The organism is Kitasatospora sp. NPDC004614, from assembly GCF_042873675.1.
Classification (GTDB): Bacteria; Actinomycetota; Actinomycetes; order Streptomycetales; family Streptomycetaceae; genus Kitasatospora.
Genome location: NZ_JBIALR010000001.1, coordinates 13,679 through 28,027, shown reverse-complemented (window position 1 = coordinate 28,027; position 14,349 = coordinate 13,679). Strand labels below are relative to the sequence as shown.

Sequence of the window (14,349 nt, the reverse complement as noted above, 5' to 3'; positions counted from 1 at the left end):
GGTACGCGGCCGGCGACCGACTGCGTTCGTCGCCCTTCCGAGCGGCCTTCTTCGCCACGATCCGGCCCTCTTGCCCCATAGCCGAACCGAGGGTCCCCTTCATGGCGCTCATCGCCGCGTTCGGGGCCGCGCTGCTCGTCGCGGTCCTGCTGTCGGGCCTGGCCGCTCACACCGTCCTCTCCACCTCGTCGCTGTTCCTCGCCACGGCCGCTTTCAGCGGCGGCCTCGAACGCAGCCACTCGCCTGACGACTGACCACAAGGGGGGCGCCAATGTTGACGGCCGGTTCGGATTCGCCGCACGCAGCCGGTTGACGGGGAGTCACCAGGCTGCGGATGCGACGACGTGCAGTCGTCGACGGAGTCAGAATGAACAAATACCCCGTCGCGACCAGGCTGCAGAGGCCAGGCCTGCGGAAACGTGCTCGGCGAGGCGATGTGAACGAGCGTTCACGACCACATTGCGAACCTCACGAACCTGTTCGTGGTCATGCTCGGCACCGGCATGCGCCGCGGCGAAACCCTCGCCCTCCACTGGTCGCGGCGGGTGGCGTCGGTGTAGCCGGATCCGCTTCCCGGTGGCCGGGTAGATGTTCAGGGCGGTGGAGCGGCCGTCGGGGTGGAAATCGGGGTCAGCGCTGTAGTAGTCGCCGTCGGCATTGGTAAAGCGGTGCACGACCACGGGCACGGACCGGTGCTGCACGGCCAGCAGGCCGGTGAGGGCGTCCACGTCGAGGGCCACCACGTCCTGCGGGTCGGCCCCGCCTGCTGATCTCCGCCCAGCCCGAACCCACCCCACTGCCCATCACCGCCCTCGAGCGCCTGGACGAGCGAAACCAGAGGCGGGAATCGGAGCGCGGCAGAAAGCCGTGGAACGGGCACGTGCGAGCGGCCCCGAACCAGTTGCTCCGATCGGCACAGCGCTCGCCAGGCGGCCGAAAGGATTCGCCCCATGGGAATCCGGTCCATTCTTCCCCTGCCGCGGTTTCGCCTCTCACACGATTGAGGGATTAAGGCCAGTAAATTCCTCTTGCCCGTCCCCGCCGAATAAACTGCGGCAGAGGATCAAGGGGATTTCCGCAGGTTCCTTGCACACGGCTCAAGCTCACGCGAGCCTCGCTGAGCACCGGTTTCAGTGTGACTCACTCGATGGCCCTGCCGCGCCGCTGCGCCTCTCGGAGAGGGCCACCCCTGGCTGCTGCGGCCCGGCAAGGGCATGCGGTGCAACGTGTCGTCCGACCGATTCGTCGAAGGGAGGTGAAGCATGATCAAACAGCTCTGGGGACCGGTGTTCGACCTGGTGGGCGACGGCGGCTTCAACGCCGCCACGTTCAGTTGGTTCACTCTCAAGGTCGGCAACCTCATCGAGATGGGCCTGGTCGTGCTGATCTTCGTTGCCGGCATGTTCATCAAGCTGCCCGGCGGCAAAACGGAGCCGCCGGAGGACGCGCGATGACCGGCCGGACCGTCATCTCCGGAGATGCAGCCACCGGGAATGCCCGGTGAGCGGCGGCGGTGCCGCCCCGGGCGGCCGGGGACCGGACCCGACCACGAACACCACGGGTGCCAAAGGGTTCTCGTGGAAGCGTCCAAGCCCGTGGCTGCGGGGCTACCTGGTACGGAACCTCCCGCTGCGCAAGTTGCTGCCCGACCGGGAGCCGGCATTCGTCTCCTCGGTGCTCTACACCATGGGGGTGTTGACGCTCGCGGCACTCATCATCACGGTCGTCAGCGGCGTGATCATCGCACTGGGTGGGGTGTCGTTCTGGCACACGAACACCTTCGGCGCTTTTATGAACAGCATTCATTTCTGGGGTGTGCAGGCCATGTTCTTGTTCATGGCCGTCCACTTCATGACGAGCTTCTTCACCATGGGCTGGCGCGGCGGGCGCGGTTGGACGTGGATCACCGGTGTCCTCGCCTTCATTGTGAGCATCCTGACTGCTTTCACCGGCTTCTTGATGATGACGAACTGGGACAGCCAGTGGATCGGCCAGCAGGCCAAGGACGCGTTCAACGCGCTCGGCATCGGTTCGATCTGGAACGTGATGAACGCAGGCCAGCAGTTCACCGTGCACATGGTCGTCACCGTCGCCGTGCTGCTGTTCATCGTCCTGGTGCACATCGGCCTGATCCGACGCAGGGGCGTCGCGCCGCCACCTGGGGCGGAAGCACTGGAGGTCCCCGACGAGCCGGCCCGAACCGCGGTCCGGGGCTGAGGAGGCAAGGATGGCAGCACCCGCGCAGGAGCCGGGCACCACTCGCACCAAGCACCACGCGCTCGCCACCTGGCAAGGCCCCGAACGCCGCTTCGATCTCATCGCCGAGGGCACTGTCGCGGTGGTCGTCGTCGCCCTGCTGTGCGTTCTTGCCGCAAGCCTGTGGGGTTCCCCGAACGGCGGTCTGACCTATCCCAAAGGCCCGGCCTCCCCACCCGGGCAGGCGTTCAGCGCCAAGTACTGGGACACCAATGACCCCTCCGACCTGACCCAGACGGCCGTGCAGGAGCTGCTCGGTGGGAGCAAGACGGCCGGGTACGGACCGCCGTTCAACACCACCTCCGGGGCATCGCAGGAGATCGCCGGGATCCGCCCGGCGGAGATCGCGAAATCGGTCTTCGGCCTGACCCTGCCGATCAACACCGCCGACGACTTCGTCCTGGCCCCGGTCTCCCGGCTCGCCGCGCCCTTCGACCCCGCCGTCGCGGCGGCCGTCAGTCAGTACAAGGCCGCCGGCGGCGACCTCTCACCGGGCGCACCGGCGACCCGGCTCGCATCGCCTCAGCAGACGATCTGGCTCAACAACTACGCCAGGGCGCTGGCCGACCCGAGCGCGACGTTCACCCCCACCTCCGCCACGGTGGGCCCGGGCGACTACGGACCTGTCCCGGTGATCATCCAGGCGGAACAGCTGATCGCTCAGAACGGCAGCCTCGACGGCTATTTCCAGAGCAGTGATCAGCAGCTGAGCACCAACACCACGAAAGCGACCATGTTCTTCGGTGACGGCAACCTCTGGGCCGACATCGCGACGGCGCAGGGCGTCGCGGGTGACCAGTGGGGCGTCATGAACGAACTGTGGAACTACCCCGGGCAGGTCTGGCTCTGGCTGTATGCCGGCATGTACCAGATTCCTGCGCTCAACCCTTCCGGAAACGCCAATCTCGACCTCGATGTCGGGCTACTCATGATCTTGCTCGGCTTCCTGCTGCCGACGTTCGCGCCATGGATTCCGGGCATCAATCGCATTCCACGATGGATCCCCCTCTACAAGATCATCTACCGGGATTACTACCGCAGCACCGGCGGTGGCCATCCACCCGCCGAGACGCCCGACGAGCCGGATCCCGCACCGTCGAGCCCCGCGACATGACTGAGCCCGGATGGAGTCCCTGAACGACCGCGCCACCAGCCCCCCGGACCCGGGCGACAACTCGACGCCGGCCTGGGGCGAGCCCGGCGCACGTCCGGCGCCTGCTGGCGTTCCGATGGTGCCACTGGTGAAGTGCAGCAGAGCCGTCTCCGCGGGGCCGGTGGCCGGACCGCGAAATCGCCGAACGGAGCGCGCGGCGCACCGGGCCGGCGGCGGGCGCGGTATCGGGCCGCGCGTGGGACGTGGGCGGCTGGGCGGCGGCGTGGCCCTGGATGAGCAGGCGGGTGGAGTCGCGGAGGTTGAGCCGGTATCTACGAGCAGCGGCAGCGGACTGCCGCGGTGACCGGTCCGACGGCGGAGCCCAGGTCCGACGAGCTCGCCGAGGACGAGCTGGAGGAACTGGAGGAGACCGTCGCGGTCTGACGCGAGCGCGCCGCTGAATGCCCAAGGGACGGCGCATCCCTCCGCAAGACGGGCAACGAGTCCTTCTCGCTGACGGATCGACAGCAACCGAGTGGATTCCTCGACACCGGAGAATTCACGGCGCGCGGCCCGCAGCACCGGCGGCACGGTCTCCTCACGCCGACGCGTGTCGGCGTTCCGGGCGTTCGCGGGCTCACGGGTGCAGCTCGCCGAAGCCCTCGAACCGGAACTCCGGCGCGACCAGCGACTGTTCGGCCCAGATGACCTTGCCCCGGGCCGCGTACCTGGTCCCCCACCGCTCGGCCGTCTGCGCCACCAGGAACAGGCCCCGGCCGCCCTCGTCCGTGGTGGCGGCGTAGCGCAGGTGCGGGGCGGTGCTGCTGCCGTCCGAGACCTCGTGGACGAGGCTGCTGTCGCGCAGCATGCGGACCCGGACCGGCTCGGTGCCGTAGCGAATGGCGTTGGTGATCAGCTCGCTGAGGATCAGCTCGGCGGTGAAGGACAGGTCCTCCAGTCCCCAGGCGGCCAGTCGGTCGGCGCACTCCTTCCGGATGCGTGACACCGAGGCGAAGTCGAACGGCACGTCCCAGCTGGCCACCTGGTCGGCTTCGAGCAGCCGGGTGCGCGCCACCAGGAGCGCGATGTCGTCGGTGGGGCGCGGCGGCACCAGCGCGTCGGACACGGCCTGGCAGATGTCGTCCGGGGAGTGCCGGACATCGGCGCCGGCCAGGGAGCGGCGCAGTGCCTCCAGTCCGGTTCCCAGGTCGCGGTCGCGGTTCTCGACCAGCCCGTCGGTGTAGAGCACCAGGGCGGTTCCGGGGGCCAGCCGCAGGTCGGCGGTTTCGAAGGGCAGTCCGCCCACGCCGAGCGGCGGCCCGGCCGGCAGGTCGACGAACTCGGCGCTGCCGTCGGGCCCCACCAGCACCGGCGGTGGATGTCCGGCCCGCGCCATGGTGCATTCGCCGGACGTCGGATCGTAGATCGCGTACAGACAGGTGGCGCCCGTGACGGCCGCCCGCTCGCCCTGGCCCCCGATGTCCCACTCTCCCCCGGAGTTCTCCGCCGGGTCGAGGCGGGTGACCAGTTCGTCGAGGCGGGCGAGCAGTTCGTCCGGGGGCAGGTCGAGGGCGGAGAGGTTGAGGACGGCCGTGCGCAGGCGGCCCATGGTGGCGGCGGCGTGCAGGCCGTGGCCGACGACGTCCCCGACGACGAGCGCGACGCGGAAGCCGGGCAGCGGAACGACGTCGAACCAGTCCCCTCCCACCCCGTGCAACGCCGGCAGGTAGCGGTAGGCCGCCTCCAGGGCGCTCTGCTCGGGCAGTGCTCCGGGCAGCAGGCTGCGCTGCAACGCCTCGGCCATCGTGCGCTCGCGGGTGTACCGGCGGGCGTTGTCGAGGCAGACCGCCGCGCGGGCAGCCAGCTCGTCGGCGAAGGAGAGGTCGTCCTCCTCGAACGGCGGCGACCCCGCCCGCCAGAAGTGGACCGTGCCCAGGGTCGTGCCACGGGCCCGAAGGGGTGCGCAGATCAGCGAGTGGACCCCGTACGAGAGCACCCGGTCGGCCGCCTCCGGGCTCCGCGCCCGCCAGGCGTCGGACCCGCGCAGGTCGGCGACGAGCGCGGCGCGCCCGGTGTCCAGCGCGATCTCCTCCGGGGTGCCGGGGCGCGGATCGAGCCGCGAGCCGATCGGGAAGAACGGCCAGTCCTCGTCGACGCCGCCGACCGCGACGCGGCGGATCCACAGGCCCTGCGCGGTGCCCGGGTCCGGGGGCTCCTCACCGTTCAGCACGGCGTCGGCCAGCTCGACCGTGGCGAAGTCCGCGAAACCGGGAACGGCCACGTCGGCCAGCTCCTGCGCGGTCCGCGCCACGTCCAGGGTGGTGCCGACCCGCAGCCCGGCGTCGTAGAGCAGTTGCAGTCTGGCCCGCGCGGTCTCGGCCTGCCCGGCCAGTGCGCGCAGTTCGGTGGTGTCGCGGACGGTCGCGACGCTGCCCGGCTCTCCGCCGAACGGTGCGGTGGGGCGGTTGTTGACGGCGAGCAGCCTGTCCCCGGCCCGGTGCACCTCGTCGGTGGCGGCCCGCCCGGACGCCAGCAGCTCGGCCAACGCGGGATCGAGCCCGAGTTCGGAAGCGGCCCGCCCCTCCACGTCGGGCGGCAGTTCGAACAACCGGCGGGCCTCGTCGTTGGCCAGCAGCACCTGTCCGTCCCCGCCGACGATCAGCACACCCTCGCGGACGGCGTGCAGCACCGCGTCGTGGTGCTCGTACATCCGCGTCATCTCGGCCGGATCCAGGCCGTGCGTCTGGCGTCGCAGCCGCCGCCGGGCCAGCGCCGCCCCGCCCGTGCCGACCGCGAGCGCGGCCGCCGCGCCGCCGATCAGGATCGGCAGCTGCCGGCCCACCGCGCTGCCCACGTGGGCGACGGTGATTCCGACCTGGACCACGCCGGCGACCGAGCCGTCCGGCCGGTGGACCGGCGCGCCGGACTCGACGACCCGCCCGACGGGCGTCCGGAAGCTGTCGGTGGTCGGCCCGGCGAGGGTGTGCTCGAACGGACCGATGACGTGTTTCCCGATCAGGTCGGGGCTCTGGGCCGAGTAGCGGATCCCGGCCGGGTTGGCGAACACCACGTAGTCGACGCCGCCCTCCTGCACGACCTTGTCCGCCAACGGCTGCAGCACCGCGGTCGGATCGGGACCGTCCATCGCGCTCACCACGCCGGGGGCCCGCGACAGGGCGACGGCCACGGCCCGGGTGCGGCCCGCGGCCTCACCGGTGGCGGACCGCCGGGCCTGCAGCACGAGCGCCGTCAGCGCCACGCCGACCAGCAGCATCACGACCACCAGCAGCACCACGAACACCTGCCCGGCAACGGTGCGCACCCGCAGCCGCGAGCGCACCCCGCTTCGGGCGGATCGCTGTCCGTCCGACCCGCCCGGTCCTGCACCTCGAGCGGCATTGCCGTCCGCTGCATTCATCCAGGCCATCCCCGCACATCCGGGTCCCAGCTCCTTCCACGCTGCCACCCCGCCCGATGTCGCGCACAGCAGGAGAATCACCAGAGGTCCGACGGAGCACGGCATGGCCACCACCGAGTACATCAATGCGGACTACCCGGTCCCGACGAACCGGTTCGTCCTCGACATCGACGGCGACGGCAGGACCGACGGCGTCTTCGCCTCGGTGTCCGGGTTGGAAGCCGGCATCGAGACCTTCGAGTACAAGGACGGCGCGGGCAACGTTGTCCAGCCGCCCGGTCAGCGGCAGGGCCTCAGCATCACCCTGCGCCGCGGCACCGTCCCGAAGAACAGCCCCCTGTTCGCCTGGCTCTACTCGGTCAGCGAGAACAAGGTCGACAAGAAGGACTGCACGATCACCCTCACCGACGAATCCGGCACCACCGAGGCCGTCACCTGGACCGTCACCGACGCCTTCCCGTGAAGCTCTCCGGCCAGAACCTGGACGGCACGAACGGCGAGGGGACCGTCGAAGAGGTCGTCCTGTCCGCCGATCGGCTCGCCGTCATGTTCCACTGACGACTCGGCCGCTGTCCCCATGAGGGCGACGGCAGGGCGTGCCGACAAGACGGGGCCGCCCCGCACAGGTCGGGGTCGCCGCGAGGTCGGCCGCCAACCACCATGTCCCCGCCGGCGTGCCACCAACGTGCCCCGGGAGACCGCGCCAAAGGGAGCCGACGGGGGTGCCGTGTCAGCTCTTCTCGTCGTCGGCCCAGGTGAAGGTGTAGACGTACCACTTGTCCGTCCCCCTCTTGCGCTTCCACCGGATACGGAAGCCGAGGAAGTCGAACCCGTCGCCCCATGCACCACTTGGGTCTTGGCCGGTGACAGCCGCAACCCGAGCGAGGCCAGCGCGACGGCGACATCTTCGCGCAGCGCTTCGACGTGCTCGCGCGAACCGTGCACCAGGACAACGAAGTCGTCCGCGCAGCGGACCAGCCGCCACGTCGGCCGCCCCTTGCGGTGCCGGTAGTCGCACTTGCCGTGGGTCGACATCGCCCCACCCGGCTTCCACGGCTCCATCACGTACTCGTCGAGCACGCTCAGGGCGAGGTTGGCCAGCAGCGGGGACAGGATGCCGCCCTGCGGCGTGCCGGTCACCGTGTCCTGATGCCCGCCGAGTTCCGTGAGGACCCCGGCTTTCAGGAACGCCTTGACCAGCGCCAGGACGCGTTTGTCCTTGACCCGCAGACGCACCCGGTCCATCAGGGCCGTGTGGTCGATCGAGTCGAAGCACGCCTCGATGTCCGCGTCCAGCACCCAGCGGGAGCCGCGGGAGCCGAAGTGGTGGATCTCGGCGATCGCGTCCTGAGCACGCCGCTTGGGCCGGAAACCGTACGAGCACGGCAGGAAGTCCGCCTCGAAGACCGGTTCCAGCACCAGCTTCAGCGCCGCCTGGACGACCCGGTCCGCAACGGTCGGGATACCCAGTCGCCTGAGCTTTCCCGACCCGCCCGGTTTCGGGATCTTGCGCTCCCGCACCGGAAGCGGCCGGAACGAGCCGTCCTTGAGACCGGCCCGCAGGCCGTCCAGGAACCCGGGCACGCCCACCTGCTCGGCGACATCGGCGACCGTGAGGCCGTCCACGCCGGCGGTGCGCGCACCCCGGTTTCCCGCGACCCGGTCGAACGCCACGATCAGCGCCGCCGGATCACACACGAAGTTGAACAAGTCATCGAACCGGCGGCCGGGATCGGCCACCGCCCAACGGTGAAGCTTGGCCTGCATCTCCGATACCCGCGACCACGACCCCGCAGGAGCCATGCCCGGCTCGAACCACAGCGCCTCACGGCGCACGCACGACCTGCGCCACGGAGCCGCAAGCCTCGCATTGACCGGCGGCTGCGATCTGAAGGTCATCCAGGCCCAACTCGGTCACTCCACCATCATCACGACCGCGGACACCTACACCTCGGTCCTGCCCCAGACCGCCCACAACGGCGCCGAAGACACCGCCAGAGTCGTCATCGACGCCGCCCGGACGATCTCCCGCAGCATCCGCCACCAGCCCAAACGCCGCCACCGCCGAACGAATCCCCACTCGGCCACCCACACCGCCGCCAGAACCCCCCTCGCGGCGTAGCCAATTGAGAGACCAGCAGATCCCTTGTCGCCCCACCCGGGGCCCACCACCGACCCATCAGCGACCCGAACACGACGAAGGGCGCCCTCCCGAAGGGAGAACGCCCAGGTCAGGAGGCATTTTGGTCTAGTGGGCCGCCAGGGCTCGAACCCTGAACCTACGGATTAAAAGCCCACCGCTGCCTCGGCCGCCGCTGAACCCCCGCCGACCCGGCCGTCGCCGTCCGCTGGTCCGCCCGTCCGCACGTGGGGTGTTCGAGGCTGTCGGCCGGCCGGCCCGGTCAGGGGACAGGCGCCAGTCTCGGGCGACGGGTCCGCTCCTGTCAGTCCGTATGGTTCCGGGTTCTGCGCGGCGCGGAGCGTGGCTACCGTCCGAACCGCTCGATACCCGGCGGTCCGGACAGGCCCGCCGTCACGCGCCTTCAGGAGGTCACGTTGACCGCGCACCACCCCACCCGTAGGAGCATCCTCAGGTCGGCCGGCGGGCTCGGCGCCGCGCTGGCGCTGGGCACGGCGGGCTCGTTGGCGTCGGCGGAGCCCGCGGCGGCGGCCGGCAACGGGTTCGGCCTGACCATTGTGGACCACAACGAGGGCGACCCGCGGATGTGGTACTACCGCTTCCAGACCTCCGCGATCGGCTGGAACCCCGCCGTGAACGTGCTGCTGCCGGACGACTACTGGACGAGCGGGCGCACCTACCCGGTGCTGTACCTGTTCCACGGCGGCGGCACCGACCAGGACTTCATCACCTTCGACCGGATGGGCGTCCGCGACTGGACCGCCGGCAAGCCGATCATCGTCGTGATGCCGGACGGTGGCCACGCCGGCTGGTACTCCAACCCGGTCAGCTCCAACGTGGGGCCCCGCAACTGGGAGGAGTTCCACATCAACCAGCTGCTGCCGTGGGTCGAGGCCAACTTCCGCACCTTCGCGGAGTACGACGGCCGCGCGGTGTCCGGCTTCTCGATGGGCGGATTCGGCGCGCTGAAGTACGCCGCCAAGTACTACGGCCACTTCGCCTCGGTCAGCGCCCACTCCGGCCCGGCCAGCCTGCGGCGGGACGGCGGACTGGTGGCGCACTGGGCCAACGCCTCCTCCGCCGCGCTGGACCTGGCGGGCGGCACGATCTATGGCGCGCCGCTCTGGGACCAGGCGCGGGTGACGGCGGACAACCCGGTGGAGCGGATCGAGAGTTACCGCAACAAGCGGGTCTTCCTGGTGGCCGGTACCAGCCCCAGCCCGGTCGACTGGTTCAGCAGCGTCAACGAGCCCCAGGTCCTGGCCGGGCAGCGCGAGTTCCGCTCGCTGCTCGACCAGGCCGGCATCCCCCACGATTCGCACGAGGTGGACGGCGGCCACATCATCCGGCCGGACCTGATGCGGCTCGACATCGACGGCATCATCGACCGCCTGCGCAAGGCGTGAGGAGCGCTCGGATGTACTCCTCGTTCTCCCGCCGCGCCTCGCGGCTGGCGCTGGCCGCGGTCGCCCTGCTGCTGCCGGTCGGCGTGCCGGCCGCCCCTGCCGAAGCAGCGGCCGCAGCGGCCGCCGGGTTCGCGGCCTCCTGCCCGGCCGCCGGGTTCATCTCCCAGGGCTACACCCCGGAGCACAACGGCATCGACATCGCCAACGACTACGGCACCCCGATCTACGCGGTCGGCGACGGCCAGGTGCTGGCCTCCGGCCCGGCACAGGGCTACGGCCAGTGGATCCGCATCCTGCACCCGGACGGGACTATCACCGAGTACGGGCACATGCAGGAACGGGACGTGTCCACCGGCGACCACGTGACGGCCGGTCAGCTGATCGCCCGGATGGGCAGCGAGGGCGAGTCCAGCGGCCCGCACCTGCACCTGCGGGTCTGGGCCGACGCGAACGCAACCGTGCGCACCGACCCGATCGGGTACCTCGCGGACCGCGGCATCGGCATGCCCTGCACGCCGGGAACCGGTCCTCGCCCCGCTCCGCTGGTGTATCCGGCGCAGTCGGGGAAGGTGGTGTCGGCCCGGTCGGCGGACGGTCGGCTGGAGGCGTTCGCGGCGGGGGCGGGCGGTGTGTCGCACGCCTGGCAGACGGCGGTGAACGGTGCCTGGTCGGACTGGGAGAGTCTGGGCGGTCCGGGCGGGGCTGAGTTGACGATCGGTTCCGATCAGGACGGCCGGCTGGAGATGTTCGCCCTCAACGGCAGCACTCTCCAACACCGTTACCAGCTCCAGCCCTCCGGTACCTGGTCGGGTTGGGACACCTTCGGCGGTGGCGGTCACGCCGTCGCCGCCGGCGCCAACCAGGACGGCCGGCTGGAGGTCTTCGCGTCCGGCCCCGCCGGGTTGTTCCACAAGTACCAGACCGCACCGAACGGAGGCTGGTCGAACTGGGAATCCGCCGGCGGCGGGCCCGCGAACAGCGAGATCGCGCTCGGCAAGGCCCCCGACGGCCGGCTGGAGGTCTTCGCCCTGAACGGCAGCACCTTCCAGCACCAGTGGCAGACCGCCGTGAACGGCGCCTGGTCGAGCTGGGAGACCTTCGGCGGCGGAGGACACGACCTCACCGTCGACCACAACCAGGACGGCCGCCTCGAGGTCTTCGCCTCCGGCTCCGCCGGGGTCTACCACAAGTACCAGACCAACCCGACCACCTGGTCCGGTTGGGAAGCCGCCGGCGGACCCGCCGACTCCCAACTCACCAGCCAACCGACCGCGGACGGCCGCGTCGAGGTGTTCGCCCTCAACGGCAGCACCGCGCAGCACACCTGGCAGACCAACCTGAACGCCCCGTACAGCCCGTGGGACACCTTCGGCGGAGCCGGCACCGAAATCACCGCCACCGCCAACGCCGACGGACGGATCGAGGTGTTCGGCACCAGCAGCGCCGGCGTCTACCACAAGTGGCAGACCGGCTTCTCCACCTGGTCCGACTGGGCCTGGCTCAACACCACCGCCGGACCCGCCGTGCCCTGACGGCCCTCCCGGGGCACGACCGCGACCGAGTCCGCGACTGCGATCGCGCCCCCGATCGACACCTGCCGGCGGGCGGGAGCACCGGTGCTCCCGCCCGTCGGCCGTTCCGCCATCAGGCACTCGGCGGCGCTGCGGCCCTGACTGTCCGTCCGGCGCCCCGCACTCCCCGTCACGTGGTCTGCGCCACCACGCGGTTTATTGTCATGCTCAAGGAGGTAACGTTTGGTCCGTCTGGCCACCACCGGCAGGCCGAACGGTGCAACGGGGAGCAGCGCGCGGGACGGAGGAACGGTGAGCGGAATTCTCGTCCACCTGCCGGAGGGGAACGGCGAGGACGCGGTGACCCTGCGGCTTGGTCCGGGGGAGCGGGCGCGCTTCGGCCGCGGCTCCGCCCGTACGCCGGTCGAGCTCCGGCTCGGCGACGAGACGGTCTCCCGGCTCGCCGGCGAGATCCACGCGACCGACGACCACTGGCAGTTGAGCAACCTCAGCGACACCCACTCCTACCTGGTGGAGAACCCGGAGGGCGCCGGCGAGTACCTGCGGGTGCCGCCCCGGCGGATCGGCGCGCCGATCCCGTTCGAGTTCTCCCGGGTGGTGCTGCCCTCGCGACGGGAAACGCCGCTGTCCTTCCAGGTGTTCGCGCCCGACCACGTCTACCTGGACGCCCACGCGCTCGGCCGCGGCTCCTGGGAGAGCCGCACCATGACGGCGTACTCGCTGGACGAGACCGCCACCTACTTCCTGGTCCTGGTCGCGCTCTGCGAACCGTGGCTGCGCGACCGCTCCCCAGCCGCCGTGCCCACCACCCCCCAGGTGGTCGAGCGGCTGCGCCTCCACCCCGCCTGCGCCCGGCTCACCGCCCGCGCGGTCAGCTCGCACCTCGACTATCTCGCCGACGAGAAGCTCCGCATCGACCTGCCCGACGGCGCGGTCCGCGCGGACCGGCGCAACGGCAAGCGCGAGGCCGTCGTCGGGCTCGCGCTGAAATTCGGCATCGTCCGCGAGGAGCACCTCGCGCTCTTGCCGCGCCCCGAAGCCGCCGCGCCCGGACGGTAGGAGGGGGCTCCGATGGTGCACGACCCGTCCTGCCACGGGGACGGCGAGGACCTGCTGCCACCCGGCCACCGGATCGGCGACTGGACCGTCACCGAGCCGATCGGCGAAGGCGGCTGGGCGACGGTCTACGCCGCCCGCCGAGCCGATGGAACGACCGGCGGGGACGGAGAGGACGGCTCGGTCGCCCTCAAGGTGCTGCCGACCGCCGGACTCGCCCCCCGCCAAGCCCGTCAGGTCACCGAAGCCGCCCGCCGCGAGGCCGAGTTGGGCCGCACCGCCCCGCACCCCCGGCTGGTCCGCCTGCTCGACACCCTGGTACTGGCCGCCCCCGACCACCCCGCGCTCGACGGCGCCATCGTCCTGGTCATGGAACGCGCCCGGTGCACCCTGCGCGACCTGCTCGCCACCGGCGTCGACGAGGCCCAGGGCGCCCGGATCATCGCCGGCATCTGCGAGGGCCTGGCCCACCTGCACCGCTCCGGCTGGGTCCACACCGACCTCAAGCCCGAGAACGTCCTGATCGGCCGGAACGGCGAGGTCCGCCTCTCCGACTTCGGCCTCGCCATCGAACTCACCGGCACCCACGGCCACGCCGCCCCCATGGGCACCCCCGACTACCTCCCGCCGGAACGCTGGAAGGCGCCGCTCGGCGCGGACGGCGTCAAGATCCGGGCCACCGCCGATATCTGGGCGCTCGGCATCGTGATCCACGAGGTGTTCGCCGCCGGCGTCCCGCCCTTCCCGGGCGCGACCCCCACCGCCCGCAGCGCCGCTGCCCAGCAGTACGCCGAGGGCCGCGCGGCCCTGCGGCTGGCCCCGGTCGTCCCGCCGTTCTGGCGCGACCTCGCCGCCGACTGCCTCGCCCCCACCCACGCCGCCCGCGCCCCGCACACCGCCGAGAGCCTGCTCGCCCGGATCCGCGCCCACCGCCCGGGCCGCCGCCCACGACCGCGCACCGCCCTGCTGGTCCTCGCCACCTGCGCCACGGCCGCCGTCACCGCCACCGCGCTCTGGCCGCACCCCGCTCCGGCCCGACAGCCGGCCGAACGCCCGGCTCACATCAGGGTGTTCAACGCCGAACGCAGCTGCCAGGACCGCGCCGACCGCGACCCCCAGTGCAGCCTCGGCCTCGCCGTCGACCCGACGCGCCCGTACACCGCCGACAACGTCATCCCCACCCGCGTCTGGCACAACGACGTCCTCGACGCGGACTGCCAACTCCCCACCGGCCTCCCGGTCATCGACGAGGAGGACCGCACCTCCACCCTCTGGTACCGCATCCGCCTCCCCGGCCCCGCCACGGCCTGGCTCCCCGCAGTCCGCACCAAGGACCGGCCCACCCTCGTCGGCTGCCCCTGACCGGGAAGCCCCGATCAGGAACCCTGACCAGGCGCGCATGCCCCACAGCCTGCGGCGCGGACCGTCGGCCGCGCGCCTCCGGATCG

The 14,349-nt window shown here is 71.3% G+C and carries 13 protein-coding genes; 10 read left to right on the top strand and 3 right to left on the bottom strand.

Going from position 1 to position 14,349, the window contains the following annotated elements; translation table 11 throughout:
• The first annotated feature begins 101 nt into the window (after positions 1-101).
• Positions 102-254 carry a hypothetical protein gene (locus ACFYST_RS00135; protein ID WP_387858752.1) on the top strand — a complete coding sequence of 51 codons (153 nt, stop codon included), beginning with the start codon at positions 102-104 and terminating at the stop codon, positions 252-254.
• A 108-nt stretch (positions 255-362) separates the two neighbouring features.
• On the opposite strand, the gene ACFYST_RS00130 is transcribed toward ACFYST_RS00135, so the two are convergent.
• Positions 363-728 carry a hypothetical protein gene (locus ACFYST_RS00130; RefSeq protein ID WP_387858751.1) on the bottom strand — a complete coding sequence of 122 codons (366 nt, stop codon included), beginning with the start codon at positions 726-728 and terminating at the stop codon, positions 363-365.
• A 534-nt stretch (positions 729-1,262) separates the two neighbouring features.
• Between ACFYST_RS00130 and ACFYST_RS00125 the strand changes: the two genes are divergently transcribed.
• The 3 genes from ACFYST_RS00125 to ACFYST_RS00115 are packed head-to-tail and all read left to right on the top strand — an operon-like array spanning position 1,263 to position 3,370.
• Positions 1,263-1,454 carry a hypothetical protein gene (locus ACFYST_RS00125; protein WP_380478221.1) on the top strand — a complete coding sequence of 64 codons (192 nt, stop codon included), beginning with the start codon at positions 1,263-1,265 and terminating at the stop codon, positions 1,452-1,454.
• A gap of 46 nt (positions 1,455-1,500) precedes the next feature.
• Entirely contained in the window at positions 1,501-2,217 is a 717-nt protein-coding gene (locus ACFYST_RS00120) for a cytochrome b N-terminal domain-containing protein (protein ID WP_387858750.1), read from the top strand.
• 10 nt (positions 2,218-2,227) lie between these two features.
• Positions 2,228-3,370 (top strand): hypothetical protein, encoded by a 1,143-nt coding sequence (locus ACFYST_RS00115; protein ID WP_387858748.1) that lies wholly within the window; start codon positions 2,228-2,230, stop codon positions 3,368-3,370.
• Between the two features lie 616 nt (positions 3,371-3,986).
• On the opposite strand, the gene ACFYST_RS00110 is transcribed toward ACFYST_RS00115, so the two are convergent.
• Positions 3,987-6,767, bottom strand: a complete 2,781-nt coding sequence (locus tag ACFYST_RS00110) for a SpoIIE family protein phosphatase (RefSeq protein WP_387858746.1) — start codon at positions 6,765-6,767, stop codon at positions 3,987-3,989.
• A gap of 103 nt (positions 6,768-6,870) precedes the next feature.
• Between ACFYST_RS00110 and ACFYST_RS00105 the strand changes: the two genes are divergently transcribed.
• Entirely contained in the window at positions 6,871-7,230 is a 360-nt protein-coding gene (locus ACFYST_RS00105; protein ID WP_387858744.1) for a phage tail protein, read from the top strand.
• On the opposite strand, the gene ACFYST_RS00100 is transcribed toward ACFYST_RS00105, so the two are convergent.
• A complete protein-coding gene (locus tag ACFYST_RS00100) occupies positions 7,119-8,534 on the bottom strand; it encodes a reverse transcriptase domain-containing protein (RefSeq protein WP_387858743.1) in 1,416 nt (471 codons plus the stop codon). The genes ACFYST_RS00105 and ACFYST_RS00100 overlap by 112 nt on opposite strands.
• A 34-nt stretch (positions 8,535-8,568) precedes the next feature.
• Here ACFYST_RS00100 and ACFYST_RS00095 point away from each other — a divergent pair, with 34 nt between their 5' ends.
• The 5 genes from ACFYST_RS00095 to ACFYST_RS00075 all read left to right on the top strand — a co-directional run bounded on the left by ACFYST_RS00095 (position 8,569) and on the right by ACFYST_RS00075 (position 14,263).
• Complete coding sequence (locus ACFYST_RS00095) at positions 8,569-8,889, top strand: tyrosine-type recombinase/integrase (protein WP_387858741.1); 321 nt, start codon at positions 8,569-8,571, stop codon at positions 8,887-8,889.
• Between the two features lie 434 nt (positions 8,890-9,323).
• The gene (locus tag ACFYST_RS00090; protein ID WP_387858739.1) at positions 9,324-10,313 is read left to right on the top strand and encodes an alpha/beta hydrolase; all 990 of its coding nucleotides are present in this window, start codon (positions 9,324-9,326) and stop codon (positions 10,311-10,313) included.
• Between the two features lie 11 nt (positions 10,314-10,324).
• On the top strand, positions 10,325-11,845 hold the full coding sequence (locus ACFYST_RS00085) for a peptidoglycan DD-metalloendopeptidase family protein (RefSeq protein WP_387858737.1): 1,521 nt from the start codon (positions 10,325-10,327) through the stop codon (positions 11,843-11,845).
• Between the two features lie 291 nt (positions 11,846-12,136).
• Positions 12,137-12,904, top strand: coding sequence for a serine/threonine protein kinase (locus ACFYST_RS00080; RefSeq protein ID WP_387858735.1), 768 nt, complete (start codon positions 12,137-12,139; stop codon positions 12,902-12,904).
• Between the two features lie 12 nt (positions 12,905-12,916).
• Positions 12,917-14,263, top strand: coding sequence for a serine/threonine-protein kinase (locus tag ACFYST_RS00075; RefSeq protein ID WP_387858734.1), 1,347 nt, complete (start codon positions 12,917-12,919; stop codon positions 14,261-14,263).
• The last annotated feature ends 86 nt before the right edge of the window (positions 14,264-14,349 follow it).

Excerpts from the sequence above, each read along its gene's own strand:
- ACFYST_RS00075 (WP_387858734.1), top strand. The coding sequence starts at position 12,917 with ATGGTGCACGACCCGTCCTGCCACGGGGACGGCGAGGACCTGCTGCCA.
- ACFYST_RS00105 (WP_387858744.1), top strand. The coding sequence starts at position 6,871 with ATGGCCACCACCGAGTACATCAATGCGGACTACCCGGTCCCGACGAAC.
- ACFYST_RS00100 (WP_387858743.1), bottom strand. The coding sequence starts at position 8,534 with ATGCAGGCCAAGCTTCACCGTTGGGCGGTGGCCGATCCCGGCCGCCGG.
- ACFYST_RS00085 (WP_387858737.1), top strand. The coding sequence starts at position 10,325 with ATGTACTCCTCGTTCTCCCGCCGCGCCTCGCGGCTGGCGCTGGCCGCG.
- ACFYST_RS00110 (WP_387858746.1), bottom strand. The coding sequence starts at position 6,767 with ATGAATGCAGCGGACGGCAATGCCGCTCGAGGTGCAGGACCGGGCGGG.
- ACFYST_RS00095 (WP_387858741.1), top strand. The coding sequence starts at position 8,569 with ATGCCCGGCTCGAACCACAGCGCCTCACGGCGCACGCACGACCTGCGC.
- ACFYST_RS00115 (WP_387858748.1), top strand. The coding sequence starts at position 2,228 with ATGGCAGCACCCGCGCAGGAGCCGGGCACCACTCGCACCAAGCACCAC.
- ACFYST_RS00125 (WP_380478221.1), top strand. The coding sequence starts at position 1,263 with ATGATCAAACAGCTCTGGGGACCGGTGTTCGACCTGGTGGGCGACGGC.
- ACFYST_RS00135 (WP_387858752.1), top strand. The coding sequence starts at position 102 with ATGGCGCTCATCGCCGCGTTCGGGGCCGCGCTGCTCGTCGCGGTCCTG.